Annotated in this window: 21 protein-coding genes; 4 read left to right on the forward strand and 17 right to left on the reverse strand. The window is 41.9% G+C overall.

What is annotated here, in order from left to right:
- Positions 1 to 286: 286 nt before the first annotated feature.
- Entirely contained in the window at positions 287 to 2938 is a 2652-nt protein-coding gene (locus tag I5M19_RS10215; protein ID WP_200066234.1) for a glycoside hydrolase family 78 protein, read from the forward strand.
- Positions 2939 to 3095: 157 nt separating this feature from the next.
- Here I5M19_RS10215 and I5M19_RS10220 read toward each other — a convergent pair whose 3' ends face one another.
- The 13 genes from I5M19_RS10220 to I5M19_RS10280 all read right to left on the reverse strand — a co-directional run bounded on the left by I5M19_RS10220 (position 3096) and on the right by I5M19_RS10280 (position 18138).
- Positions 3096 to 3314 carry a hypothetical protein gene (locus I5M19_RS10220; RefSeq protein ID WP_200066235.1) on the reverse strand — a complete coding sequence of 73 codons (219 nt, stop codon included), beginning with the start codon at positions 3312 to 3314 and terminating at the stop codon, positions 3096 to 3098.
- Positions 3315 to 3385: 71 nt separating this feature from the next.
- Positions 3386 to 4777: a cytochrome b N-terminal domain-containing protein gene (locus tag I5M19_RS10225; RefSeq protein ID WP_200066236.1), complete on the reverse strand. Its 1392-nt coding sequence runs from the start codon at positions 4775 to 4777 to the stop codon at positions 3386 to 3388.
- A 5-nt stretch (positions 4778 to 4782) separates the two neighbouring features.
- The gene (locus tag I5M19_RS18730) at positions 4783 to 5289 is read right to left on the reverse strand and encodes a QcrA and Rieske domain-containing protein (protein ID WP_200066237.1); all 507 of its coding nucleotides are present in this window, start codon (positions 5287 to 5289) and stop codon (positions 4783 to 4785) included.
- Entirely contained in the window at positions 5282 to 5497 is a 216-nt protein-coding gene (locus I5M19_RS10235; RefSeq protein ID WP_200066238.1) for a hypothetical protein, read from the reverse strand. The genes I5M19_RS18730 and I5M19_RS10235 overlap by 8 nt, the downstream gene beginning before the upstream one ends.
- Positions 5494 to 6276 carry a cytochrome c oxidase assembly protein gene (locus I5M19_RS10240; RefSeq protein WP_200066239.1) on the reverse strand — a complete coding sequence of 261 codons (783 nt, stop codon included), beginning with the start codon at positions 6274 to 6276 and terminating at the stop codon, positions 5494 to 5496. Before I5M19_RS10240 ends, I5M19_RS10235 begins: the two co-directional genes overlap by 4 nt.
- A 4-nt stretch (positions 6277 to 6280) precedes the next feature.
- Complete coding sequence (locus tag I5M19_RS10245; protein ID WP_200066240.1) at positions 6281 to 6832, reverse strand: cytochrome c oxidase subunit 3; 552 nt, start codon at positions 6830 to 6832, stop codon at positions 6281 to 6283.
- Complete coding sequence (gene ctaD, locus I5M19_RS10250; RefSeq protein WP_200066241.1) at positions 6822 to 8504, reverse strand: cytochrome c oxidase subunit I; 1683 nt, start codon at positions 8502 to 8504, stop codon at positions 6822 to 6824. Before ctaD ends, I5M19_RS10245 begins: the two co-directional genes overlap by 11 nt.
- Positions 8501 to 9463: a cytochrome c oxidase subunit II gene (gene coxB / locus I5M19_RS10255; RefSeq protein ID WP_200066242.1), complete on the reverse strand. Its 963-nt coding sequence runs from the start codon at positions 9461 to 9463 to the stop codon at positions 8501 to 8503. Before coxB ends, ctaD begins: the two co-directional genes overlap by 4 nt.
- 2 nt (positions 9464 to 9465) lie before the next feature.
- Positions 9466 to 10479, reverse strand: coding sequence for an SDR family oxidoreductase (locus tag I5M19_RS10260; RefSeq protein ID WP_200066243.1), 1014 nt, complete (start codon positions 10477 to 10479; stop codon positions 9466 to 9468).
- A gap of 184 nt (positions 10480 to 10663) precedes the next feature.
- On the reverse strand, positions 10664 to 12520 hold the full coding sequence (locus tag I5M19_RS10265) for a glycoside hydrolase family 15 protein (RefSeq protein WP_235985821.1): 1857 nt from the start codon (positions 12518 to 12520) through the stop codon (positions 10664 to 10666).
- A 265-nt stretch (positions 12521 to 12785) separates the two neighbouring features.
- The gene (locus tag I5M19_RS10270) at positions 12786 to 15035 is read right to left on the reverse strand and encodes an alpha-N-acetylglucosaminidase (protein ID WP_200066244.1); all 2250 of its coding nucleotides are present in this window, start codon (positions 15033 to 15035) and stop codon (positions 12786 to 12788) included.
- Between the two features lie 3 nt (positions 15036 to 15038).
- Positions 15039 to 15764 carry an endonuclease/exonuclease/phosphatase family protein gene (locus tag I5M19_RS10275; protein WP_200066245.1) on the reverse strand — a complete coding sequence of 242 codons (726 nt, stop codon included), beginning with the start codon at positions 15762 to 15764 and terminating at the stop codon, positions 15039 to 15041.
- 343 nt (positions 15765 to 16107) lie between these two features.
- Positions 16108 to 18138: a polysaccharide lyase family 8 super-sandwich domain-containing protein gene (locus I5M19_RS10280; RefSeq protein WP_200066246.1), complete on the reverse strand. Its 2031-nt coding sequence runs from the start codon at positions 18136 to 18138 to the stop codon at positions 16108 to 16110.
- A gap of 347 nt (positions 18139 to 18485) precedes the next feature.
- On the opposite strand from I5M19_RS10280, the gene I5M19_RS10285 reads away from it, so the two are divergent.
- The 3 genes from I5M19_RS10285 (at position 18486) to I5M19_RS10295 (ending at position 22511) form a co-directional block, all read left to right on the forward strand.
- Positions 18486 to 19790, forward strand: a complete 1305-nt coding sequence (locus I5M19_RS10285) for an acetylxylan esterase (RefSeq protein WP_235985822.1) — start codon at positions 18486 to 18488, stop codon at positions 19788 to 19790.
- A 13-nt stretch (positions 19791 to 19803) separates the two neighbouring features.
- Entirely contained in the window at positions 19804 to 20751 is a 948-nt protein-coding gene (locus tag I5M19_RS10290; protein ID WP_200066247.1) for an AraC family transcriptional regulator, read from the forward strand.
- Between the two features lie 101 nt (positions 20752 to 20852).
- Positions 20853 to 22511, forward strand: a complete 1659-nt coding sequence (locus I5M19_RS10295; protein ID WP_200066248.1) for an alpha-amylase family protein — start codon at positions 20853 to 20855, stop codon at positions 22509 to 22511.
- 15 nt (positions 22512 to 22526) lie between these two features.
- Here I5M19_RS10295 and I5M19_RS10300 read toward each other — a convergent pair whose 3' ends face one another.
- From I5M19_RS10300 to I5M19_RS10315, 4 genes are all read right to left on the reverse strand, one after another.
- A complete protein-coding gene (locus I5M19_RS10300) occupies positions 22527 to 23537 on the reverse strand; it encodes an aldose epimerase family protein (RefSeq protein WP_200066249.1) in 1011 nt (336 codons plus the stop codon).
- 87 nt (positions 23538 to 23624) lie between these two features.
- Positions 23625 to 24623, reverse strand: a complete 999-nt coding sequence (locus I5M19_RS10305; protein ID WP_200066250.1) for a DUF4466 family protein — start codon at positions 24621 to 24623, stop codon at positions 23625 to 23627.
- Positions 24624 to 24634: 11 nt separating this feature from the next.
- Complete coding sequence (locus I5M19_RS10310; protein ID WP_200066251.1) at positions 24635 to 25042, reverse strand: hypothetical protein; 408 nt, start codon at positions 25040 to 25042, stop codon at positions 24635 to 24637.
- Positions 25043 to 25058: 16 nt separating this feature from the next.
- Complete coding sequence (locus I5M19_RS10315) at positions 25059 to 26843, reverse strand: RagB/SusD family nutrient uptake outer membrane protein (RefSeq protein WP_200066252.1); 1785 nt, start codon at positions 26841 to 26843, stop codon at positions 25059 to 25061.
- Between the last annotated feature and the right edge of the window lie 29 nt (positions 26844 to 26872).

Below are 26872 nucleotides of genomic sequence, written 5' to 3' on the forward strand. Positions count from 1 at the left end.
ATGCAACTATTTGCATATCAAGGTGTTCCGCCTGTTCCGTTTTGCTTATATACACACGCGGAACACCCGTACAAACCAGAGCATAACAGATGGACATAGTTACCTCATTTGCTTTTTTTATTTTTGGTAGTATGGCATATCTGATACCATCTGGATGCTGCCTATGCAACCAAAAGAATAAACTGTAAATAAACTGATTCCTGAATAAGCAGCATGTTTTGCAAGAAATTAAATCGCTTGCACGAATGTTCTGCTGCAATATGGATAACCTGTAATTAGTGATCATATGAGAAAAAAAATACTCCTTATTATTTTTGCTGTGCTGTTATATAACGCAGGCTTAGCGCAAGTTACCCTAAAAAATTTAACTACCGAGAATCTGAAAGATCCGATAAGTATTGATACGGACACTCCCCGTTTTAGCTGGCTGTTAACGGAAAAAAATAATAAACCGGTATTGCAGCGCGCCTACGAAGTTCAGGTAAGTACGGCCGGATTTAACACCAATGCCATATTATGGTCAAGCGGTAAAGTACCGTCAGATCAGTCCGTATACGTACCGTATCGGGGTAAAACGTTAAGATCAGGGCAAACTTATTTTTGGCGTGTAAGGGTTTGGGATAACAGTGGCAAATCTTCCGCCTGGAGTAAAACCGCTTCCTGGAAAATGGGCCTGCTCTCCCCTGCCGACTGGCATGCCAAATGGATAGAGCCGGGATTCAGCAATGTGAACAATGAGCCGGCACCATTACTTCGAACCGAATTCGCCTTAAATAAAACCATAAAAGAGGCTACCGCCTACATTACCTCGCACGGCTTTTACGAGGCGCAAATAAACGGGGTCCGTGTAGGCGATGCATATCTCACACCGGGCTGGACAAGCTATCATAAAAGATTACAATACCAGGCTTACGATGTTAAAAGTTTATTAAAAAACGGCGAAAACGCCATTGGGGTAAAACTCGGAAGCGGCTGGTACCGCAGTCCCCTGGGCCCCGATTCTCCTAATCCGGGCTATTATGGAAAAAACGTGGCTCTGTTGCTGCAGATAAAGATCACCTATACCGATGGCAGTGAGCAGTACATCACATCAGATGGTAACTGGAAATCATCCACCGGGGAGTTAACCTTCGCAGAGATCTATAACGGTTGTATTATTGATTCCCGCAAACAACAGCAGGGGTGGGCGTCCGCATCATTTAACGACCAAAACTGGGAGCCTGTAAAAGTTGTATCCTTTGCTAACGGTAACCTGGTGGCTACATATAACGAACCTGTGAGGAAACACGAAACTTTTAAACCTGTTAAGCTTATAGTTACCCCAAAGGGAGAAAAAGTGATCGATTTCGGTCAGAATCTGGTAGGTTGGGTAAAAGTAACCCTGCGGGGCCATGCCGGGGATTCCATTAAAATATCACACGCCGAAATACTTGATAAAGCGGGCAATTTCTACACGGAAAATTTAAGGTCGGCAAAAGCACAGGACGTCTATATCTTAAAGGATGCGTCGCTACAAACATTCGAGCCGCAGTTTACCTGGCATGGTTTCCGGTACATTAAAGTAGAGGGGGTAAAAGAAGAATTGGATCCTGCTGATTTTACGGCGGTAGCCATTTATTCCGACATGAAGATGGCCGGAAGTTTCGCCTGCTCTAACCCCATGCTTAACCAGCTGCAGCATAATATTCAATGGGGACAAAAGGGAAACTTCCTGGATGTGCCTACAGATTGCCCCCAGCGCGATGAGCGGCTCGGGTGGACTGGTGATGCCCAGGTATTTTCGCCAACGGCCGCCTATAATATGGATGTGCATAATTTTTTTACCAAATGGCTTAAAGATGTAGCCGCCGACCAGTACCCCAGCGGCAGTATACCATACATTGTGCCGGATATATTTACTGATGGCAAATATGAGGTAGGCGGCAGTGCCGGCTGGGGAGATGTGGCTACCATAGTTCCGTGGAATATGTACGCTGCCTACGGCGATAAACGTATATTGGAAAATCAGTTTTCCAGTATGAAGGCCTGGGTTGATTTTATCCAAAAGCAAACAAAAAATAACTTATGGGTTACCGGCAGCCATTTTGGCGACTGGTTATTTTACAGCGTAAACGACGACAGGGACGGCAGATCGGCCATTACCAGCAAATACCTGATAGCGCAATGCTTTTATGCCCGGTCCACCCAATTACTTGTAGATGCTGCCCGGGTATTAGGCAAAACCGAAGAAGAACAATATTATTCGCTGTTGCTCACCAAGATCAAGGATGCTTTTGTTAATGAATATGTAACCCCTAACGGTTTGGTTTCCTCAGATACGCAAACAGCATACGTACTGGCGCTTGAGTTTGATATGCTGCCTGAGAACCTGAGGCAGCAGGCCGCTGAACGCCTGGTAAAAAACATTAAACTATATGGCAATCACCTCACCACCGGCTTTTTAGGTACACCCTATCTGTGTGATGCCTTAAGTAAATTCGGGCATACCGATGTGGCGTACAAATTGTTATTACAGGATACCTATCCTTCATGGTTATACCCAATTAAACAAGGCGCCACTACCATATGGGAACGATGGGATGGAATAAAACCTGATGGCGACGTTGAAAATGCTTCTATGAACTCTTATAACCATTATTCATACGGCGCAATCGGCGATTGGATGTATAAGCATATAGCGGGCATACAGGCAGGCAGTCCCGGGTATAAAAAAATTATTATTAAACCTGAAATTGGCGGTGGACTCACCTGGGCCGAAGGAACGTACAATTCTGTATACGGCACTATAAGTTGCAAATGGCAAATTACAGGCAGCAAATTGGATATGACGGTTACCATCCCGCAGAATACAACCGCCGTTATATATGTACCGGATGCTCAGCAAAATGACTATAAAGAGTATAAAGTAGCCGCCGGCACTTATCATTATTCCCGGTAACTTAACAATAGCAGCTATTTTTTTTTATAAAAAGCCTTCAGATTTTGCCCTGAAGGCTTCAATAAATTTATATCTGAAAACTCCCGTCTGTTTAACGGGCTGTAGCATTAATCGTCATCCCAATAATCTATCAACAGAATAATGATGGCAATTAAAATTACTCATCCCAAAAGCCTTCAAAAGCGATGCGGATGGAAGGAAAGTATTTTGTTAATAATTTCCATGCGAAACTCAATATCCAGATCAGCAATCCTACGATAACAGCTAAAATAATAGCCAAAATAAAACCTGCCTTAAAGGCATCTTCCATTAATCCGCAGCCCGACAGGGAGCAGCACAGTAACAGACAAGCAATGGACCATGTTAATTTTTTCATAGACTTAGACTTATAATTTAATAACTAAAAAATAAAAGGTGTTTAAAATACTTCTTTAATAAACGCTGCGTTTACTTCCGGCTTTTTAAAAATGCGATAACATCCTCCATGTCTTTTTTTGATAAAATCCCGCCATAGGCAGGCATATCATCCCCCCCGTTAACTATCCTGATCTTCATCTCGCCCTCCGAAAGCCTGGTATAAACATGACTTAGGTCTGGACCTTTCATTCCTCCTGCCTCCCCTACTTTATGACAATATAAGCAACCTTTTTTATAAAAAAGCGAAGCCCCGTGTACCACATGCTGATCAGTACTATGTATTGTTGATGCGTTTAAAGGTTTTGCTTTAAAATTGGGCGACCAATCTGATCTTTCGCCCAGCAAGAACAGGCTAAAAATAAAAACAACTACACAGCCCGAACCAAATATGGCCCACGGACGGCGTATTGGGCTGCGCTCCCCTTTATTGGATATAAAAGGCAAAGCAAGTAAAATAATAATAGTTAATACCGGACCTATCACAATCATATATGACTCGATATTAGGGGGCATCAGCGCAAAAAGCGAAAAGATCGACAACATATACCAGTCGGGCTTAGGCGTAGCATATATAATTGCAGGATCAGGCGGCTGCGTGAGTTCGGGAGGGCCGAATGCCACCGCCATACCAATAATGGCAATAATGACCAACGCGCCAAACAGCAGATCGCGCCATGCGGCATAGGGCCAAAAAGGAACACCGCTTTTTTCCAGCAATTCTTTATACCATTTCCGGTAAGTTTTGGGATCTACCGGCCGGCCGGCTTTTGGTGGTTCAGAAATTCCGTTACGGATAACCAGCATTAAATGATAGCCTACGAACAAAAAGATAATTGCCGGAATAATAAAAACATGATAAGCATAAAACCGGCTTAGCGAGTGACCGCCAATGGTGTCTCCTCCGAGCAACAAACGCGCCAGCCATTTACCAATAAACGGTACCCTGCCCAGTTGCTCCGCGGCAACAACAGATGACCAGACACCGTTGGAATCCCATCGCAACAGCTGCCCTGTAAAACCCATCGCTATGGTCATAAACAGTAAAATCACCCCGCTGATCCAGGCCATTTCCCGCGGGTACTTATAGGCCGCTGTTATATAAACCCGTATCATGTGGATCCCCACCATAATTATCATGGCCGAAGCACCAAAATAATGGATACCGCGCAATGTACGCCCGAAAGCGGCCTGATGGGTAATAAACTGAAGGGACTGATAAGCATCAGAGGAGGATGGTTGATACAACAGGGATAAGGCAACTCCTGTAATTACCTGTAACACCAGGCAAAACAAGGTTGCGCTGCCAAAAACATAACTCCATTTAGCTCCCGGCGGCACGGGATGTTTTATCAGCGGCATAAAAATTTCACTGAACCCGCTGCGGTCATCAATCCAGCGCCATATTTGTTTTAGTTTATTCATAGGCGTTAAGCGGTTATATTAGTTATTGGTATCGGGGCGGTTTGTATTTCTACCTGGTTTTTATTTATCCTAACCGCGTATTGCACCAGGGCTTTAGGTGGCGGACCTGCCGCAACTGTTCCGTCTTTATAATACACCCCTCCATGGCACGGGCACATAAAAAGTTCCGCATCAGACTCCCACCTTACCGGACAACCCAGATGAGTACAGTTAGCCGAAAAAGCCGTAAATTTATTTTCAGCATCCCGGCGTAACCAGGCGGCCGAATGCGCTGTTACACCTGCCCAGTTCTCAGGATCAGCATTTTCAAAGGTAACCAGTTTGGTGTCTCCTACATTAAAGGTATCAACCAGTCCAACCTGTCGCCAAAGTTTGGGTGTTTTTTTAATTAGCGGTGCAAATACTGCACTTAAAACGGGCACCCCCGCTATTGCCGCAGATATAGCCGCCAGCCCTACGCTTAACTTTACTAAAAAACTCCTGCGTTTTTCATTTATCTTATTCTCATTCATGTCGCAAAATGTTGATCCACCCCCAAAGTGAAATAATAACTAAAAGCAAGCCGGAGCTTAGCATTACCCACGTAGTAAGTAAGCCCCAAAAAATAAATGCAAACCCTAAAGCCAGAAAAAATGGCCAATAGGTTGGCTCAGGCAATCGCTCCGGGCGGGCATTTTTCCACTCCGGCACAGGTTCATTTCTATCGTTATCTGTCATCATCTTACATTATTTAATTTTACGCCCGAACCGCTTATAAACCATCTGTACAACAGCCAAAGGCACCCCGAAAGATAAACGAAGCAACAGGGCACCCACATAATGAGGCCGGCGGCCTCGCTATCTTCAATATGGCTTATATTCCATGGATTATACCCCGAACCTCCCATATGATAATAATGATAGGTACCCTGCGGTGCAAAAGTGATAAGCAACCCGAGTAATGAGCAGCTAACACACGCTGTAAATAAATAAACGATACCAGAGAGGGCATGTGTGTGTAGTTTTTCTTCGGGGCCTAAAAGCGGCCAGCTAAAAACCACCCCGGCTAATAGCAAACTCCCACTTTGCAGCAGCGGAAAAACCGGAGCAAAACTGCCGTGATTTGCCATTGCCATATCAAACAGCGCGGGTATATGCCATATCCACATGATACCCACTCCGGTTATCCAGGCGCACCAGATATTTTTGTTAAAAAAACGCGACAGCCGGTTAAGTAAGGGATGATCTGTTCCTGCAAGTGAAAGTGTTAGCAGAGGTCCGCAGATGAGCAGTAATATTACGTGGATGATCATATGTGCGCTGAAATAGGCATGCATTGCCAGGTAATGCAAAGGCGAGCTAAGCAACAGGAGCAACAATATTATAACCCCCGCAAATAATTTGTTGTTCCTTTGTCTTTTGAACCGTGTAACGCTGTAAAAAAATGCAATAAATATTGCCGCCAACAATAAGGTGGATACATCTAAATGCCAGTGTAATATTAAACTTGTGTTTACCATAAGCTTATCGGATATGTGGTATAACATAAACAATAAAGAAAACTACGGCCCATACAATATCTACAAAGTGCCAGTAAATACCTACTGTACTGATCACTGAAGATTTTTTTTCGTCGTAATCGCCGGCGACTGCCAAAGCTGTAACAATAGCAATAATTATAAGGCCGACCAGAACATGTAATCCGTGAAACCCGGTAAGCGTAAAAAAACTGGTGCCAAATGTATTTGCACCCAGGTTTACATGGTCGTTAAACAAACGTATATATTCCTTGCCCTGCCCAAAAAGAAAGATGGCTCCTAATAAGAATGTTACTATCAACCATAATTTCAACATCCCGATATTTCCTTTATGATAGTTCTTTTCGGCGCGCCAGTACGTAAAACTACTTGAAAATAACACCAGACTAAACATGCCTGTTGAACGCAGATCAAGTTCGGAAGTTTGTAAGCGAACAAAGCCGGGAGCAAGTGAAAAATAGACAAATACCATTATAAGCGACAGGAAGAACATCGCCTCGGTGCCTACTACAAGCTTTATCATCAGTTTATTTTCCATATTCTTCCTTTCTGTTCCAATCCGCATCATCGGGTCGTTTATAGTCTCGGAAAGGTCGGGTGCTTTTCACAGGGATAACTTGCTCAAAGTTTTTAAGATTAGGCGGGGATGTTGTTGTCCATTCCAAAGTGTTGGCATCCCATGGATCATTCTCTGCTTTAGAGCCGCTCCGGACAGCACGGACGAGTATATATATAAGTAAACCGACGGCAATGGCCATCAAAAAACCTCCGGCAGTCGAAATAAAATTAAGGATACCCCAGCCCGGCAGGTCGGGGTAGGTATAAACCCTGCGGGCCATTCCCATGGCGCCAAGCGCGTGCTGCACCAAAAAAGTTGTATTAAACCCGACCACAAAAAGCCAGAAAAACCACCGACCTGATCTTTCGTCGAGTACACGGCCGCTCATTTTAGGGAACCAGTAGAACAAGCCGGAAAGCAAGCCAAAAAGACTGCCACCAATAAATACGTAATGCAGGTGGGCAACTACATAGTAAGTATCGGTTAGTTGCCAGTCGATAGGTACTATGGCAAAAGATACTCCGCTAAGACCTCCAATAGTAAATTCAACAAGGAATGCTATCCCAAAAAGCATGGCTACGCTAAATTTTATTGACCCACCCCACATGGTGGCCAGCCAGTTAAATATTTTTACGCCCGTTGGTACGCCTATGAGCAGGCTGCTGGCAGCAAAGAAATTATTTACCGTATTTCCCAATCCGGTGGCAAACATGTGGTGCACCCAAACGCCGAATGCCAGCAGGGCAATTGCAATACCCGAACCTACCACAAAACCGTAGCCGAATATGGGTTTACGACTGAAAACCGGAAAAATTTCTGAGAAAATGCCGAAGATAGGCAGAATAAGTATGTACACTTCCGGGTGGCCAAACAACCAGAACAGGTGTTGCCATAATATTGCCGAGCCACCGCCCACAGCGTTAAAAAAATGTGCATGTAACTGGCGGTCAAGCAATACCATTACCAGTGCGGCATTAAGCGAGGGGAAGGCCGCCAGAACCAGGAAAGAATTAATGAGGATCATCCATACAAACAGCGGCATTTGCTTTAATCCCATATCGTTTACCCGGTATTTTAAAATAGTTACAATAAAGTTGACTGAAGCAGTAACTGTACCTATGCCCGACAGTAAAAGCCCCGAACAATAATAATTAATGCCCGGTGACGAGGAGTAGTTATATTGATTGAGAGGGGCATAATTAAACCAACCGGCATCAGGCGCACCGCCTGCCAAAAAACTGAAGTAAAGTAAAAATCCGCCAAAAAAGGTCATCCAGAAACTCAAGGCATTCAACCGTGGAAATGCCATATCATTCGCTCCGATCATCAGAGGAACAAAATAGGTAGCAAAGCCAAATATCGCCGGAGTAAGCACAAAAAATATCATTGTTGTGCCATGCATGGTAAATAACTGATTGTAGGCTTCGGGTCCTAAAAAATCATTATTCGGCACTGCCAGCTGAGTACGCACCAGCATTATCTCTATACCTCCAATAACCAGGAATAGCAGCGATAGCCATAAATACATAATACCGATCTGTTTATGATCTACCGAAGATATCCACTGCAACAAACCCTGATTGTTGCTAACGCCTAATCCGGGAATGGACTGCGTTGGTTCCGGTACGTTCAGATCGGTTTCCTCACTCATTTCAGTTGCGATAAATAAGCGGTCAGCGCGTTGAGGCTGTCCTTGTTAAAAATAAAACGCGGCATGTGTGCCCCGGGCTTAACTTTTTGCGGATCAGTAAGCCAGCGCTTAACATTTGCAGGGGTGTTAGCCATCATACCAGAAAGCATTGTCTGCCGACTGGCGAAGTGGGTAAGATCAGGTCCTTCCGAGCCATTCGCATCCGAACCCCTTATACTATGGCAACTGCTGCATGATGCCTTACCGAACAATACTTCCCCGGCTAAAGCAACCGAATCTGCAGGTTTTACAGCATCAGTACTTTGCGTTATAAGCCACTTATGATACTCATCCGGCGTTTGCGCAATTACCCGTATGCGCATCCAAGCGTGTTGTTTGCCGCAAAACTCACTGCAAGTACCCTCATAAATACCCGGCCGCTTTACGGTGACCCATAAATTATTATTTGTGCCTGGGATCATATCCATCTTGGCACCAAAAGCAGGTACCCACCAGTCGTGGATCACATCAGCGGAATTAAGTTGCAATAGTAAAGGTTTGCCCACAGGCAAATGTATTTCGTTTGCAGTAACTGCCTTTGTTCCCTTATAATCAGCCTGCCACCACCATTGATGCCCGGTGATCACTACATCAGCAGGATGATCTGAAACAGGTGGCATAATAGCACTCATGGTATGCAGCGACCAAAAGAAAAAAACGATAACCAGTAACATTGGCACGCCTACCATTAGTATCTCCAGCTTACGATTGCCGGCAATTTGCCGGGGCTCGCCTCCGGTGGTTTTTGAGCGGAACCTTACGACAATAACTATTGTAAGTACCAGCACTAATAAAAATATTCCGGTTGCAGCTATTAAAAACCCGTTACCTATGGAGCGTATCTGCTCCGCCTGTGGCGAAGCCGTATTTAACACCGTAGGGTCGGTAAAACGGGACAACAACACGGAAAAATTATTCATGATTATTTCCTGAGCGTTTTACCCGCTAATAAAAATCCAACAGCTAATCCGGCTAATGCAACGGCCCCCCAACTTAATGCCTCATGACTTGCTGCCCAAAACTGCGGACTAAAGTCCCATGATTTAGCATCAAAGTCACCGTGGGCGCCATGGTCGCCCGGCAGGGGTTTATACAAATTATTTTTACGTGCGGGATCCTTTGCTTCATCGGTCTGCTGTCCTTTAAAACCGGTTTTTGCAAGGTAATGATCTAACCATCCCGGAATAAATTTATTCCCCAAAATGGTTTGCACGGTAGGATATCCCACAAAAGCTTCGCGTTTGTAATTCCGGGCTACCTCCACTATGGCTTTTGCCGCCACTTCCGGTTCATATATCCGGCCCATTGGTTTGGGTTTATTGGGTAAATAGCTTTTAACAAATCCAAACTGAGTGGTATTCATGGCGGGTAATTGTACCATGCTCAGTTTTATATTACTCTTATCATGTATCAACTCAGCCCTTAATGATTCAAAAAAACCATGTATACCGTGTTTAGCGCCGCAATAGGCTGATTGCAGCGGAATACCCCGGTACGCGAGGGCTGATCCGATTAAAATAATTGTACCCTTATTTCGCGGCAGCATATATTTTAAAGCTGCCTGTGTACCATAAACCTGCCCCAGATAAGTTACATCTGTTACACGTTTAAAATCTGCCGATTCGATTTGTTTCAGCGGACCGAAGACACTCACCATAGCATTATTAACCCAGATATCAATAGGCCCCAGTTCATTTTCAATAGCTTGTGCTGCGGCCTCTACCTGTGCAGCATCGCCAACATCAGTTGGATACGCTTTGGCTTTGCCGCCCGCCTGTTCTACTTCTTTTACAGCTGCGTTTAAACCATCTTCGCCGCGTGCTAATAAAGCCACTGTTGCACCTTGTGCGGCAAATTCGCGCACTATAGACCGCCCCAACCCGGCAGAAGCACCGGTAATCACTACTATTTTGTTTTTAAGATCCTGTTCTTTCATATTTGTATTATTATATATCGCTCATATGCAGTAAAAAATCCCTGGCGTATGTCACTAATGATACACAAGCTTCCGATATTCATTAAGCCCTGTATTAACCCAGAGATATTCATTCACTATTATTTACTACACATTATTTAAAAGATAGTTCTGTTAATTTTTAGATAAATATTTCGCGGGAATACTAATCAATGCTATTCCCCGGATCGTTTAATTGCTTATCTAAATTAATAGCTGCACTAATTAAACCCAGATGGGTGAATGCCTGGGGAAAATTACCAAGATGTTCCCCACTGAAACCTAACTGCTCGGCATACAAGCCCAGGTGATTGGCATATCCCAGCATTTTTTCGAAATACAGTCGTGCTTTTTCCAGTTGTCCTGCCATACTCAAACATTCTATAAACCAAAAAGTACACATAGAAAATGTGCCTTCCTGTCCTTTCAGTCCGTCAACACCACTTTCGCTATGATAGCGGTAAACCAAAAAATCATCAACCAATCGCTGCTCTATTAAATGCATGGTACTCAGCCAGCGCGGATCGTTTGCGGAAATAAATCCTACAAGCGGCATCATCAAAGTAGCCGCATCTACTACATCTGCGCCACTGTATTGAACAAATGCTTGCAGTTCGTCGTTCCAAAAATCCTTGTGTATGGTGTTAAAAATAATATCGCGTTGCTTATGCCAATCCTCATTAAACGGATAGGAATGATTATTTGCTATTTTAATTGCCCTGTCAAAAGCAACCCAACACATTAAGCGCGAATAAATAAAGTTTTTCTTTCCGCCGCGCACCTCCCATATGCCGTCATCTTTCTTTTTCCAGTTTTTAGCCAGCCAATCTATTTGAGCTGACAGATTTTGCCATAACTCATAAGATACCTGTACGCCTTCACGATCATACAAATACACGGCATCCAGTAACTCCCCGTAAATATCCAACTGCAGTTGCTTATATGCGGCATTTCCTATCCTAACGGGAGCCGATTTTTTGTACCCCTCAAAGGATTTTAGAACAGTTTCTTTAATATTCTTATCCCCGTTCATGCAATACATGATCTGCAGGTTAGTTTTTTGCTTCAGATCAAAACATTTATGTTCAACCCAATCAATAAAACTACCCGCTTCTTTGGTGTAACCCAAACGGAGTAAACAATATACACTGAAAGAGGCATCCCTTATCCAGGTAAAGCGGTAATCCCAATTACGGCCGCCGCCTATGGCTTCGGGTAAAGAAAATGTAGGCGCCGCCACCAATGATCCATGTTTCCAGGAAGTTAACAGCTTAAGCGTTAATGCCGAGCGCATTACTATTTCGCGCCAGCGGCCATTATAGGTAGATTGTTGTATCCAGTTTTTCCAATAATGAATATTATCTTTCAGGCTTTTGGTAACCCAGTTAGTGATATGCTCATATTCCGGAGTATTTTTACTTGTATGGATGAGAATAAAATCGGCAGATTCGCCGGCTTTTAAGGTGAATGATGCTACTGCATCCGATTTATTTACATTAATATCAACATTGCTGATTAACCTGATATCGAGGTCGGCCTCCGGGCAGGAAAAAATGATTTCTTTTCCATTTTTTTGGTGTACAACATGGTTGCTCCTGCCATAATTGAACCGGGGCGAGCAAACAAGGCGGTAAGTAACCGAGCCCTTTACAGTAGTAACGCGCCTTACAAGCTCATTACCCCGGTTAAGTTCCTGTACGGGCATAAAATCAGTTAACTCTCCAATGCCATCGTCTGATAGAAAGCGGGTAAGTAAAATATTTGTTTCCGGCAGGTATAATTGTTTGGTTTTATATTTTCTATCCTCAGGTCCGAGACGAAAAGAGCCTCCTTTTTCCTTATCAAGCAAAGCGGCAAATATAGAGGGGGAATCAAAGTCGGGAAAACACATAAAATCGATGGCTCCGTTTAAATCCACCAATGCAACAGTATTGAGGTCTCCGATCATCCCATGATCTCCGATCGGAACATAATGCGAATGAACTTGCGTGTTATCCATTTCACCATTAATTGTTTTCTTCATATTTCAGAAACAAAAACTTATGGCGCTTGTGTTACCCTGCCCGGAAAAAAATCAATACAATACAATTGCTTAACACCTATAAACAAATGTGGCGATTGCTATATTAAGAGGCAAAACCCGCAAAGAGAGTTTAATGCGTTTTGTCTTCATAAATTAAATTTTAGCAGGTGTGCTTGCGGACAGATCAGCATATGGTAAGTTACTTTTTTAATAGTATTGACTTGCTACCCCGTATGTTGTTAACCTGTCGTTGATATATAAAAGGTTATAGATAGATCTCATCCATTTCTGTATGGTATTTTTTATAGAGCTTTTGCGCTTCTGTTATTGAGCTACCATGAGTTTTATCCGTATAGGTTTCATGACTATTAACCCAATTCCATTCCCAGTGAGTAATATCGGTTTCAAATTGTTTTTGATCTATTGGCTTTTGCAGGGCCATTTGTGCGTTAACATATTTAAAATATTGTTCCCAGCGTGGTTTATAAAATCCACTTATCATACCAGCCCACTGCTTGCTTGCATACTCATGCAAGGTAGCTTTTTCATCGCCCCAAAGTGTGATCAGATCGCGGGCGTTTTTTTCGAAAAGATCCTTTTCATCAGGCGTGGCACCCCACTTACGGGCATCATTTAGCCATTTCCCCAATAAAAAATCTTTTCTTGTGCCTAACAAATTATCCACATCATCTAAGATCATCAAAAACTTATCACTTAATATTTTGAATTTCTTTTGATCATGCTCCGCATAAGCTGCTGCAAACTGCCGCTGTATGGTATCAGCATAATTCACCAACGCCTGCCTGGTTACATCTACCATATCATACTGAAAGCCATCACTACTTTTTAGTTTTGATGACGCTTTTACTAAGTAACCCCAAGCGGGATAAAAGTCCTTTGGCGCATAATTCTTATGCGGTCGGGTCCCTCCGGTGAGCGCAGCCATAGTTGGACGCCCTGTAATAATAGATTCGGGGCCGCCCTGCATAATTCCGCCTGTGTAAACGGTATGATGTAAAATTTCCCACGCTTTATCTGCATATTGATTTTTACTTCCGTATCGCCTCCATGCATATCCCTTTAACCATTCCGCAGCATCAATAGGTTGATCAGTCCATGCATTTTCAAGCATCAGCTCATACATCACAGGGTTTTGTTCAATAGCTTCAGGTGTGAGGCCAATACCACTAATTTTATTAGCTTCAGGGCTTTTTAACGCCTTTGCCGGTTCCTGTGCAACAACATCCATACGGCCGTACATACTAATATTACCGCCAAAATTAAGCAGCATACACCATATCCATGGTTTTCCGTAGTAGGCATTGTTGGTTTTCCAAACCGGATGGTTTTCGCTCCAAAGATCAAGTATGATCATGCGGTCATCGGGTACAGCATTCAGCAATGCCTTTACCTGTTTGGGATGCCAGAACTTAGGGTCATGATAAAATAACCAGCCCTGCATTATCCAGTGGGCATCCTTATCCGCTTTGAGCATAGACTGGTAAACTTTGCCCGTAATATTATCCAGATAAAGTGAATCATTTGAGGGCGGTATCATCTCATTAAAAGTATCAGCTGTGTAATAATGATCGGTACCAAAAGTTTTGATCTCTTCATCCAGAAACTTTTTGCCCACCACGGTAAACATCGGGTCATCCGGATCTAAAACATAGGCCGGAGAAAAGGTACTCCATTTTGTTTTTTTAAGTTTTGACTCCGGATATCTTGTCTGAAATGCCGACGGCACATGGCCGGTAAACGACGGTAGTATTGGTGTCATACCAAATCCGCGCTCCTGGGCCAATATTTTTTTCTGTAATTCCTCCTGTCCGGTAATTATACTCTGCGGCAACGGGCCTCCCCAGCCATCCAAATTGCCCATCCAAAACCAGTTGAAATATGCCGGGCCGCTAAAAAAGCTGGCCAAATCATCGTCGGTAAAATTCAGGCTCTTGTAAACCCGTTGCCAGATAGCGTTTTGCCCGGTAATAGCAAGCGGCATATTAATGCCATTTAAAGCCATCCAGTCTATCTCCCACTGCCATCTGTCCCAATTCCACCAGCTCATTGTATAGTTAAAGGTGCAATAGTTAAAATAATAGCGGTACTTGTAAGGGGATACACGCCTTACTTTAGAAGGAACAACAGGTAACCTTTTAGGCAGGTTAAGATTTGTACCATTCCAGCTGATATCGCAATGCGCATAATTTTTAAGATAATAGTTAAGGCTGCTGGCGATGGATATGCCATTATTACCGCTTAAAATGATCTTGTTACCGCTTGATTCAAGCTCAAAAACATCTTTATCATTATCCTTTGGGATAAATTTTATCTGAAATTCCGCTGCGTGTTTCGGAACTATACGCTTTATTAATGCATAAACCGCAGCAGAACTGTCGTTCACATTAATATGGCCGGTTATTTTTACGTTAGCTGCGTAAACAGCATTCTGCAAAATTGAGCCTATAAAAAACGCGCAAATTATTACGCAGTGAAATATTCTTTGTTTTTTCATATCTTATTTTATTTGATAAACCGCTATAACCGGACGATGATCTGATGCATAAGTTTCCGGAATAACCCGGTGATCTGTAACAGGCCATTGTTCGTTTTTTAGCGCGATATAATCAATCGTTTTATCAGGATTTATTTGGGGTATGGTATACGGGCAGCCACTTACACAACTGCGCCTGAAATATTGATCAAGTATTTGTATGGTTTGTTGTGATGGCGCGCTGTTAAAATCGCCGGTGATTATAACAGGTGTGTGGGTTTTATTAAATTCCCTCATTATTCTCCCTACCTGTACTATACGATTCCCGTCGGCATGCTGTGCATCCAAATGTGTATTCGCAAATATTAAATTGCCCTTGCCCGGAATATTTAACGTTACATAACAAAGTATGCGGGCCTCGCCATCCATTACCCGGGGCAGCGCAATCTGTTTTTCACTCCTAATAGGATACCGGCTCAAAATTGTAAGGCCGTATTCGCCACCATCATAATTTATCGCTTTAAAAAAGCGATAATGCATGCCTGTTTTTTGCGCGAGTATTGCTGCTTCGTTAATATTTCCGGAACGTGCGGTGCCGTTGTCTACTTCCTGTATACCTACCAGATCGGGTGCCTGCTTGTTTATAACTCCGGCAATAGTGTCTACATTAATAATTCCTTCAGCAGCATTTGATGGTGGATTAGCGTGATGAATATTATAAGTCATCACCTTTAATTTATTATCCGCCATTCCGGCGCTTTTGAATTTCGTAGTCCTTTCAGAACATGATGTCAATGCTGATACAGCCAGCATCATATTTATTATATATTTACCCTTCAGATGCATTACTGTTTTTATTTTATTATTGATCAGACATAATCTGCATTTAAGCATATAATCCATTAATACAATTGGCTGGTTTCTATAAAGGTAATTTATAAATCATTTATATTAATGCCTTGCAATATCAATAATAATAAAGTCCATGCTTTTCATAATAAATTCTATCATGTAATGTCATGATCAGCGTTCAGGAGATGAGTAAGCGGAAAAACATGTACAAACGTCCGCTGATCTCATGTAATTCTTTTTCTTAAATATTAATAGAGATGGTAGAGCCATCTGCCGGTAACTTTATTGCTATTTCTCTGTTATTGAGTTTAAGGCGCACCTCGTTTCCCTTATGCAACGGATCGCTGATAAACAATTTTTCTTTATTGATAACTATCAGGCACGGGTGGTTTGTGCTTATGTTATATCTTCCTATTTTTTGGGTTGAAGGCGAAAAAAAAGCTGCAAATATTACACCGTCAGTAAATATTACAGACTGACATTTTTTATTGTTTGAGCTTATTTGAAAACCCGGATCTTTAACTATTCTATTTACCTCTGCAGTATTTTTTGCTGAAGCTATTACATAGCCTGTAGATTGTGGCTTTTTACTTGGTAAATGATCAAGCTGTAATAAAAAAACTGTGTCGGTAAGTATTTTATTTGATGCAGACCTGTTAATGGATGACCAGCTGCCTTTTACATGCTTAACTTCCAATGTCATTACAGACGGATAAACAGGAATATATGCAAACCCTGAGTGAAACACCCACTTAGTGTTCTTTAAATGAGATATGCCTTCTTTTGGCTTACTTTGTTCGTAAATGTTGACATTGCCTCTGTACCGGCATTGATCTAATACAGTAAAGCAATCAGTAGCAGCCTCGCCAAACATAAGGTTAGCTATTAAACAAAGCATAATGTTTTTATGACTGATCCATACTTTATGGGCAGTTATGCTTTTCCCGGAGTTTCCCAACGCATAATCCATCGCACTTATTCCGGAAGTTCCATCACCTGTTCCGCCATTGTATTCTTTTTTAATAATACTTAAATGGCCACTTGCAGAGTTAGTTATTCCCGGCAGCTTATTCCAATCCCAAAACGGCATTAAATCATCATACTCTTGCCCGTCATGCAATAAAAATTGGTTCCCAGCATTAAGTAATCTTCCTTTTAAATTCTCCCCGTTTATTGATTCTGTTTCCAGCGTTCGTTCAGATATTGTTTTTAAAAGAAAACTATAATTTTTTGTGTGATAAGCTGAGAAATCGGAATAAGGAAAATTCCTGTAACCAAGCAATTGCTGGCCCCTGTTTTCCTGCTGTTTCTTAATTTGCCGAAATAAAGCGGCGTAATTTGGTCTGAGTTGTGTAAGCAGTGGAATTAAATCTAACATATCGGCCGATTTTAGCATTCCCTGTCTGCTTACCGCCCTGTCAACTGTACCGGGTACGGTATAAATTCCTCTGCTCATCCATTGCCACCCGTTTTTGATCAAATCAATCAGTAGGTCAATTTTTACATCGGGGAAGGCCCATTTAGTTCCTCTCAACATCCATGCAATTCGTATATTATTACGTAAGTAAGCATTGCCATAATGATAAATCTGCAATCGTGCACCGTGCTGATGGAAACTGTAATCAGGCATAATCCCCTCTTTTGTCCCTATTTTAATTTCATTTAAAATATGTTTACGGCAATTTTTCATCAGCACGCTATTGTTGCTCAATAAACCGTAGAAGAAACCCAACTCGGCAGACCATGTTAAATTAGCACCGGTTCCGGCTACCTTAAACTGGTTCAGCACTTCCATTGCATCTTTGAACTGACGATTTGCGAGACTGTCCTGAAGCAGCACCAATATATCGCGCATTAACATGGGTACCCCAATTTCATTAAACCACCAATTAGAGTTAGCGTATCTTTTATTTAACCAATGATCAAGGCTACGGTCTATAACGACCTTCAATTCTGAAGAATGGTAATTTGTTGATAATGGATTGGCCCAGGCTAAAGAAAGATAACGCACCCTGTCCAGATGATCGCCTGTTTGCCAATAAGCATTTGCATTACTTTCATAATTGATATCCGGCCATTGTCCGTATTTATTTAATGAAGTTTGGAGTGTATTAACTTTTTGATCCTCGGTTTTAATATTATCTGTTAAGTATTGCTTATAACGCTCTATTATCACTTGATTTTGTGCCAATGCCTGATCGGGCAGAAACCTTAAAAAGACGATCAACAACAAAAATAATATCTTATTAGAAACGGGAAATTCACCTCTCATAAACTGTTTTAAAATTTATCCTTTTAATTTCTTTTCAGCCGCGGGGTATTCAAATCTCATAAATTATTATGCAGACGCGGTATACGCCCTTTAGAACAGAATGCTCCTACTTATATCGGTATATAATCCATCAATGTTATTAAACCAATCGCTATAAAATTAATTTATAAATCTTTACCTTAACAAAACGCAGCTAAAATCATAATAAAATCCATCCTTTTCGTAATAAATTCTATCCGATACCTATTTAAAATGCCGCATATTTGAATTTATGGGATATTGACAGACTTGTTTACATTCAGTATTAATATCCATAGCAGTTAAAACCGCCGTAATAAATTTTATTCATGAAAGTATACCAATACCTTACGCTTGTATTGTTTGTTTTGTTACCATTTGCCGGATTTACCCAGCCGCCGCTACCCTTATATTATGTAAGTGTGAAAGCAGATCACCCGGATTGGAATTACAAAAGAGGCGAGAAGGTTAAATTTACTATAGCGGTAAAGGAGCATGATAATGATTTACCAAATTGTAAAATTCAGATACAAGTTGGCCCAGAGCAAATGCCGCCTGTTATTAATGAAACTAAAGAAATTAGTGGCCCGATAATCATTAATGGCGGCACAATGACAGAGCCCGGCATGTTACGTTGTATTGTAACAACGGTAATAGATGGTAAAAAATACCGGGGTTTAGCTACAGCGGCTTTTGATCCGTATGAGATACAACCAACTACCGATATGCCGAATGATTTTGAAGCTTTTTGGAACAAGGCTATGGAACAAAATAAAAAAATTCCAATGGATGCAAAGCTTACCCTGTTACCGGAGCGTTGTACCGAAAAAACAAACGTTTACCAGCTTAATATTCAAAATTTCAGGAACGGATCGCGCATATATGGCATATTGTGTGTACCCAAAGCACCCGGCAAATACCCGGCCTTACTGGAAACTCCGGGTGCGGGAATTCGCTCTTATCCGGGCGACATTGAATTAGCGGAAAAAGGCATTATTACCTTACAGATAGGTATACATGGAATACCTGTAATATTACCTGATAACAGTGTTTATTATGGCTTAGCAGCCAGCGGGCTGAGCGATTATCCATTTATAAATTTGGATAACCGGGATAAATACTATTATAAACGTGTTTACATGGGCTGTATTCGCGCTAATGATTACTTGTGCAGTATGCCTGAATTTGACGGCACAAACCTGGCGGTTTACGGTGGAAGTCAGGGGGGATTGCTTTCAATTGTAACGGCAGCATTAGATAAAAGAGTAAAATATATGGCAGCACAATACCCCGCAATGAGTGATCTTACCGGTTACCTGCATAACAGGGCGGGTGGCTGGCCACATATGTTCAATAAAAATAATGCGGCAGCCTATGCTACACCCGAAAAAATTGCCACATCAAAATATTTTGATGCAGTGAACTTTGCCCGCCTGATAGCCATTCCGGGCTTTTACAGTTGGGGTTATAACGACGAGACCTGCCCGCCTACCACCGCATTTTCTGCATACAATGTAATAACAGCGCCAAAGGAATTATGGATAACCCAGGAAGCCGGACATTGGATGTTTCCTGAAACACATATAAAAATCAACAATTGGCTGGTAAATAAATTGATTGTAAAAAAAGAATAGTATATTTTTGATAATGGAGGAAACTACAGAACCTGGCGTAAACACGGTTAGAAAAAGCGAGGGCTTTAACGGTCAGCGAGCCATTGTTCTGCCTGATAAGGTAATTAAAAGCTACCGTAAATCAGAACTGATCAGCAATATATTTATTACAGATATCGGTTTTTATCCCAAGGCAAAATTTCATTATTATGAAAGAGAATCAGGCACATCAACTCATATATTAATTTATTGCGTTGATGGTAAAGGCTGGTTAGAAATTGCTGGCAAAGAGATCCCGGTGGTACGCGACCAGTATATAATTATCCCTGCCCATTTGCCTCACAGGTACGGTTCTGATGAAATACACCCCTGGTCTATTTACTGGATGCACTTTAAAGGAACATTTGCCGGACAGTTGTCTGAATTGCTCAGCGTTAAAGGCACCTCTTTTTGCAGGAGCATTACCTATTCCGAAGAAAGAATAAAACTTTTTGACAGTATTTATAATATTTTGGAAAAGGGCTACAGCGATGCCAATTTGCAATATATTAATATGTGCCTGTGGCATTTTCTTTCATCTTTCAGCTTTCCCGATCTTTTTAACGCCACTGATGAAAATAATAAAGAGGATGCTATTGACCGCTCCATTGCCTTTATGCGCGAAAACCTTCACCATCTGTTATCATTAAAACAACTTGCAGAGCAAGCTTTAATTTCCCCGTCTCATTATTCCGCGTTATTTAAGAAAAAAACCGGCTATCCGCCATTGGAATATTTTAACCACATAAAAATACAAAAGGCCTGTCAGTATCTTGAATTTACCAGCAGCAACGTTAAAGAGGTAAGTTATAAACTTGGCATTAGCGACCCTTATTATTTTTCAAGGTTATTTAGCAACGTAATGGGACAGTCGCCGATGGATTTTCGTAACCGCAAGAAACATCGTGAGGGGCTGCCTTTACAAAAAAAAGTAAAGGCGTAAAATAATCCATTTTTTTCATAAAATCTGCTATTTATGTTCACCATTGCAACCGTAAGTTTATACAGGGCTTATTATTCCCTGTAATATTCTACATCAATTTTATGGATCGCAGAAATTTTATTTACACTTCAGGGACCGCCCTTGCATCATTAATTTTTACCGAGAGGTTAACCGCGGATAATACCCACTTGGTACATCTTCCCTCGGCGGTTTATATAACGCTTACTGATGGCTTGCACCATTTGGCCAAAATAAAGTCAGATACGTGGGCTCTTAAAGATGTTTGGGTAAAAATAACACACAATAATGGTGCCTTAGAGGTTAAAGTAAGTTCGCCTGAATTTCCACTTAGTAATATTATACTGGATTGGCATTATGAAACACCCACATCCTCGAAAGTTTTAGGCGACCATTGGGAGCGGAGTTATGGCGATCTGCGCTTTGAACCTGCTAATTTCAACAGAAAAATGCCATGGTATTTTGTTCAACACAACAAAAACAGCACAACCTGCTTTGGTGTAAAAACCGGTTGTAACAGTATCTGTTACTGGCAACTCGGTGATGGTAAAATGAGGTTGACAATGGATACCCGCAACGGCGGAAACGGTGTAAATTTAGCTGAAAGAGTTTTAACTGCAGCTGAGATTATTGCTACGCAAAATATTACAAACGAAAACACCTTTTACGCCGCCAGGCGATTTTGCAGCCTGATGTGCCATAAACCTCGCTTACCCGAAAAACCTATATACGGTATTAATGATTGGTATATTACCTACGGAATGAACTCCGCTGATATTATCATTAATCATACACAGCGGATGGCAGAATTGGTTACCGATACGGGCAACCGGCCCTTTTCAGTAGTTGACTCCGGCTGGGCAAAATACTCGCCGTTGCTGCCGGGAGACTGCTGCTGGCAAGATGATTTTTCGCGCCCTAATGAGCACTTCAAAGACATGCACCTGCTTGCAGATAATATTAAAAAATCAGGTATGCGACCGGGGTTGTGGACTCGCCCGCTATGCGGCGCCCATAATGATAAAAAAAGCAAGCTTTTACCTCTGATTGATGGAAGAAATACCTATCAAAAACCAGTACTCGATCCCAGCATACCAGAGAATTTAAACCAAATAAAAAATACTATTAGTTTATATAAAGAATGGGGTTATGGATTGATAAAACATGATTTTACCACATTTGATATTTTAGGAAAATGGGGCAGCAATATGGATAGTGATATCACCACCCCGGGTTGGAATTTTAATGATAAAAGCAAAACTACTGCCGAGATCATACTCAATTTATATCATACTATAAGAGAGGGAGCCGGCGACACTTATTTATTGGGCTGTAATACCCTAAGCCATTTATCTGCAGGTATTTTCGAGATCAACCGAATTGGTGACGATACTAGCGGAAAAGAATGGGACCGCACAAAAAAAATGGGCGTTAATACATTAGGGTTTCGGATGATACAACACGGTAACTTTTACGCAGCTGATGGTGACTGTGTAGGGCTTACTACCGCAGTTCCGTGGGAGAAAAACAAACAGTGGATGCAACTACTGGCATTAAGCGGCACACCTTTGTTTATATCAGCACAGGCAGAAGCCACCGGCCCCTGGCAAAAAACATTTATTAAGCAATGTTTTGCCACTGCAGCCCAAAAATTACCGGTTGCCGAACCTTTGGATTGGTTAACTCATCAGTGGCCGAAGAAATGGAAGCTTAACGGAAAAATAGTGGATTTCAACTGGTGACAAAGGTATAACCGCTTAATTATCGTCACAACAGAAGGTAAAGCTGGTAAAACTCTCCCATTGCTCACCTACTCTGAGTAGTGTACTTGGAAAATCAGGGTGATTTGGCGAATCAGGGAAATATTGGGTCTCTAAACAAATGCCATTATTTTTAATAAAGGGCTTATCCAAATAATCGCCGCTATAGAATAATAAAGCGGGCATATCGGTATTTAATATTAAACTTCTTCCGCTGGAAACATCCCTCAATACAGCACTGTGCCTGCCTTTTGCTTTGTTCAGTACATAACATTCGTTGTGCCCTATGCCGGAGTTATTGCTGTTAATTTTGCGCGGAGTTTTAAAATCATAAGGCGTGTTTGTTACTGATGATATTTCTCCGGTAGGTATATGGCTTCCGTTGGTTACCAAATAACCGTCCGCATCAATAGTTAACATATTATTTAAAGCACTCTGGGTAGTTCCGGCCAAATTAAAATAACTATGATTAGTTAAGTTTATATGCGTATCGTGATCGGTCTTAACCCGGTATTTAATACTGAATTTATTATCCATATCAAGTTGATAGGTTACCCATACATCCAGGTTGCCCGGGTAGCCTTCTTCAAGATGTTTACTTTTGTAATAAAGTTCTACTGATGCTTTTTCACTATCAACATGTTCAACGGTAATGGAAAACGGCTTTTTACCAAACCCCTTATCGCCCCCATGCAAGTGAATGTTTTTATCACCATCGTTTTGTGCCAGCGGGTAGGTTGATCCGTTGATGGAGAAGCTGGCATTGGATATCCGCCCGGCAAAGCGTCCTATTATACATCCGGCATAAAATTCATCACTAATATAATCGTCCAGATTATCGTATCCTAACACTACGTTATTCGTGTTCCCCAATTTATCGGGAGTGTAAATGCCTGTAATAATGGCGCCAAAATTGGTTAAAGCAACCTGCATCCGTCCATTATCTAATTTAAAAAGAAATATATCGTGCCCTTCGTAATGGCCCCAGAGTTGTTTTGATAGATGCATTAGTATAGAAGTGCGCTATTTTTTTGTACGTTGCTATAAAATACAAAAACCCGTTTCCGGGCTCTTGTATCAACCATATATTACCAACTAAAAATTCTGAAGTCTTTTTAAACTGATCACTGCAGTATTTGAGGCATTGGTCACTTTATTTACATAAATAAACGCGGTGTACTTCCCGTCAGCAGTTTTCATAAATACGCTGCCATCATTCGCCAAGGTAATAGCGTAATTGGCTGAGCCATCAAAACTCTGTTTTTGCAAATCAAGGTCATCAACGTAAATACTAATATTAGGGTCGCCCTTTAACTGGCCATCATATAAAGTATTACCTATCTTTTTTTCCATTAACGTACTGTTCTTTGTCCAGCCCGATGGTATGGTAAAGCCGGCCGGAAAATATCCGGAGGCAGCGGGAGAAACTAAACTATGCCCATAAGTATAAGCCGTTGTTGTTGGTGTAATTGTAGGAGCATAAGCATAAATAAAGTCAATTTTCGATGATATATTCCCGGCGTCAACTTCGGCCTGGGTATATGCTTTCATATCGGCGATGGAAAAGTATCTGGCTCCCGAAGCTGTCCCCTCCAGGGTAATGTTACGGGCCATATCCATTTTAGATACTTTATATCCGGGGGTTGTTGTACTTGCTTCATCGCCTGCCTTATTAGTAACTGAAAAGTTGAATGAAACCTCCTGTCCGCGTGCCTCTTCCGGTATAATATAGCTATAACGTAAGGTTGTTGCATTGGTATCAATCAGCGTTGCTTTTGAAGTAGCGCCGCTTGTTGTACTGCTTGTGGCCACTACGGTTGTCATATCCGCCGCATTTACTGTTCTGTGAGTAACTGTTTCAAAAAGAGTACCTGTTGCTCCCGGTATGCTGGCTATTACCTGCGCCGTATTTAACGGCCCGTTCGTGCTACCCATGCCGTAAGCAAAATCTATGGATTGACCAACTATCAGCGGCTCCGTTGTTCTGTAAATAAACTGATTGGAAAGACCATTTTGTTTAGCTTCCTTTTTGCACGATACAAAAAATGTTGCCGATAAAAACAGTCCAATTATTAATGATAATATTTTTTTCATGACACTGTATTTTATTGTTGAACAGTTACGGTGATGGTATATACTTTTTTGATTTTACGCGTACCTGATATTAAAGTAAAGGTTTTAGGTTGTGTAAAATCTGTCCATTGCCCCATAAAGGGATCAACCAGCATATCATTGGCACCCAAACTGCAATAAGGTTTTACTTTGGTTATGTTTGTTCCAAATTTAGCGGTAGCAGTTACTGTACCCTTTACAGTATCAATTAAGCCATTTGCAAAAGTAGGTATGGTTACCAACACGGTTTGGTTATCTGACCCCAGTAAGTTAAAGCTACTCATATAACAGGTGGTGTTATCGGTAATAAGCAGGCCTTTTTCATCTACAGGATATTTACGGCATGAGATGGTCATGGTGATGCCGGCTGCGAGAAATATTAGTAATATATATTTTTTCATTTTCGTTAGTATTTAATTATAACCACGGTTCGTTTTGGGTGATCTTAGGATTTTTTATGATCTCGGCAGGAGGTATCTGGAACAAATAAAAACGTTGATAATCTCTATCTATAGCGTTTTTAAACTCATCTCTAACCGTTTCATTCCAGGTGCTTATTAGTGGCGAACCATTTGGCTGTGGCCATATTTTTTCAACCTCATTCCAGCGGCGGATATCAAAGAAACGACTTCCTTCTGCAGCCAGCTCAATTATACGCTCCTGTTCAATAGCATTAAAAAATGATGTTTTGTCGCCAAACTGGCCGCGATTTAACGGGGGCAAATTCCCGCGATGCCTTATCTTATCTATAAGATCAAAACATTCGCTTGTGGGGCCACTCACTTCATTTGTAGCCTCACAATACATTAGCCACACATCAGGCAAACGCATCATCCATGAATCCTGCGGACCGGCCTCACGGGCGTATCCGCTTACCTGCCGTATGTATTTCCTGAAAATATATCCCGTAAAAGCTCCATCTGCAAAAAGATATGGAGGAGTGGGAGCATTTGTTTTATATAGAAATGTAAGCTCTCTTGAGGTTACCGTACCATCGGCAAGTATTTCGTTTATTTTGGTTCCGTCCCACATAATAGTTGCCTGCATCCTGTAGTCCCGGCCCACATATGATGCAGGGTTTACCGCACTGTTTGTACGGGTTCTGGCATCCGGAACCGTTGTCGGGTTTAACGGGATCAACGGTGGCGCAAAACCACCTGTAGATAACAGTTGATAGCGATTAACCAATCTAATTTCAGGCGCCATGTTTACGCCACCTGCGCCGGTACTTCTGGTGCCAAAATCGTACAAGTATGTATCTCCGTAAAACTCATCGCTTTGCCCGTCAGATGTGTTAAATGACGGGCCGCCATTGGTAAAAGCAAAAATCACTTCAGATGCGTATGCGGCATCTTCATGCGCGCCATCAAACAGCTCACCGTACGACGGATTGTCAGCTGTGCCGGGGTCGCCTCCTTTATATAAGGTGCGGCCATATATCGGTTTCATTACTTCGGCAAAATCAGCAGCGGCAGCAGCATAATAAGTTTGTGCCTCGCCCAGGTTGCCGGCAGTTTTCGCCCAGCATGCCCAGTACAGCTTTATTTTGCCGCGGTATCCGTAAACGGCAGCCCTGGTGGCGCGTCCCTGCTCGGCTTTAGCAACCGTTATAGGAATATAATTAGCTGCGGTATCCAAATCGGCGATGATATTATCCTTAATTATAGAACGGTCTGTTCTTTCCAAGGAATAAGCTTCGTCATTGCCTGTTAATACATTTGTATAGTAAGGTACATCTCCCCATAAGTCTATGAGCCTGAAATAGGCCATAGCTCTTAATAACATCGCTTCACCTTCTATCCGGTGTAATTCATCCAAATCGGCAGAATTAGTAGTTGCCGCTTCCATTTTTTTAACGTTAACTATTACATAGTTAGCGCGGTTAATACACCGGTAACCATCATTCCAGTGCCGAGATACTGAACTGCCGAAACTTGCGCCGGGCGCGTAATTTGAATAGGGCCTGCCGTTTATACGGCTATAGGCCATTTCGCTTCCACCATCCCAGGCGTAGGTTTTATAAAACATTTCGCGGGCGGCCAGATATACACCAAGCACAGCCTCAGTTGCATCGCCTACTTTGTTAAAGAAGCCCTGCTGAGTTAATTTATTAGGGTCGGTAGGCTTCAGAAGATCCTTTTTACAGGAATCGGATATTACTACCGACAACAATAATAATAGGATTAATATTTTCTTTTTCATAAACTGAAATTTGAACATTTACTGATTCT

This window comes from Mucilaginibacter segetis (genome assembly GCF_016522075.1).
In the GTDB taxonomy this organism is placed as follows: domain Bacteria; phylum Bacteroidota; class Bacteroidia; order Sphingobacteriales; family Sphingobacteriaceae; genus Mucilaginibacter; species Mucilaginibacter segetis.

Excerpts from the sequence above, each read along its gene's own strand:
- I5M19_RS10220 (WP_200066235.1), bottom strand. The coding sequence starts at position 3,314 with ATGAAAAAATTAACATGGTCCATTGCTTGTCTGTTACTGTGCTGCTCC.
- I5M19_RS10290 (WP_200066247.1), top strand. The coding sequence starts at position 19,804 with ATGGAGGAAACTACAGAACCTGGCGTAAACACGGTTAGAAAAAGCGAG.
- I5M19_RS10245 (WP_200066240.1), bottom strand. The coding sequence starts at position 6,832 with ATGGAAAATAAACTGATGATAAAGCTTGTAGTAGGCACCGAGGCGATG.
- I5M19_RS10265 (WP_235985821.1), bottom strand. The coding sequence starts at position 12,520 with ATGAAGAAAACAATTAATGGTGAAATGGATAACACGCAAGTTCATTCG.
- I5M19_RS10260 (WP_200066243.1), bottom strand. The coding sequence starts at position 10,479 with ATGAAAGAACAGGATCTTAAAAACAAAATAGTAGTGATTACCGGTGCT.
- I5M19_RS10305 (WP_200066250.1), bottom strand. The coding sequence starts at position 24,623 with ATGAAAAAAATATTATCATTAATAATTGGACTGTTTTTATCGGCAACA.
- ctaD (WP_200066241.1), bottom strand. The coding sequence starts at position 8,504 with ATGAGTGAGGAAACCGATCTGAACGTACCGGAACCAACGCAGTCCATT.
- I5M19_RS10225 (WP_200066236.1), bottom strand. The coding sequence starts at position 4,777 with ATGAATAAACTAAAACAAATATGGCGCTGGATTGATGACCGCAGCGGG.
- I5M19_RS10295 (WP_200066248.1), top strand. The coding sequence starts at position 20,853 with ATGGATCGCAGAAATTTTATTTACACTTCAGGGACCGCCCTTGCATCA.
- I5M19_RS10315 (WP_200066252.1), bottom strand. The coding sequence starts at position 26,843 with ATGAAAAAGAAAATATTAATCCTATTATTATTGTTGTCGGTAGTAATA.
- I5M19_RS10235 (WP_200066238.1), bottom strand. The coding sequence starts at position 5,497 with ATGATGACAGATAACGATAGAAATGAACCTGTGCCGGAGTGGAAAAAT.
- I5M19_RS10285 (WP_235985822.1), top strand. The coding sequence starts at position 18,486 with ATGAAAGTATACCAATACCTTACGCTTGTATTGTTTGTTTTGTTACCA.
- coxB (WP_200066242.1), bottom strand. The coding sequence starts at position 9,463 with ATGAATAATTTTTCCGTGTTGTTGTCCCGTTTTACCGACCCTACGGTG.
- I5M19_RS10300 (WP_200066249.1), bottom strand. The coding sequence starts at position 23,537 with ATGCATCTATCAAAACAACTCTGGGGCCATTACGAAGGGCACGATATA.
- I5M19_RS18730 (WP_200066237.1), bottom strand. The coding sequence starts at position 5,289 with ATGAATGAGAATAAGATAAATGAAAAACGCAGGAGTTTTTTAGTAAAG.
- I5M19_RS10215 (WP_200066234.1), top strand. The coding sequence starts at position 287 with ATGAGAAAAAAAATACTCCTTATTATTTTTGCTGTGCTGTTATATAAC.
- I5M19_RS10275 (WP_200066245.1), bottom strand. The coding sequence starts at position 15,764 with ATGGCGGATAATAAATTAAAGGTGATGACTTATAATATTCATCACGCT.
- I5M19_RS10280 (WP_200066246.1), bottom strand. The coding sequence starts at position 18,138 with ATGAGAGGTGAATTTCCCGTTTCTAATAAGATATTATTTTTGTTGTTG.
- I5M19_RS10270 (WP_200066244.1), bottom strand. The coding sequence starts at position 15,035 with ATGAAAAAACAAAGAATATTTCACTGCGTAATAATTTGCGCGTTTTTT.
- I5M19_RS10310 (WP_200066251.1), bottom strand. The coding sequence starts at position 25,042 with ATGAAAAAATATATATTACTAATATTTCTCGCAGCCGGCATCACCATG.
- I5M19_RS10240 (WP_200066239.1), bottom strand. The coding sequence starts at position 6,276 with ATGGTAAACACAAGTTTAATATTACACTGGCATTTAGATGTATCCACC.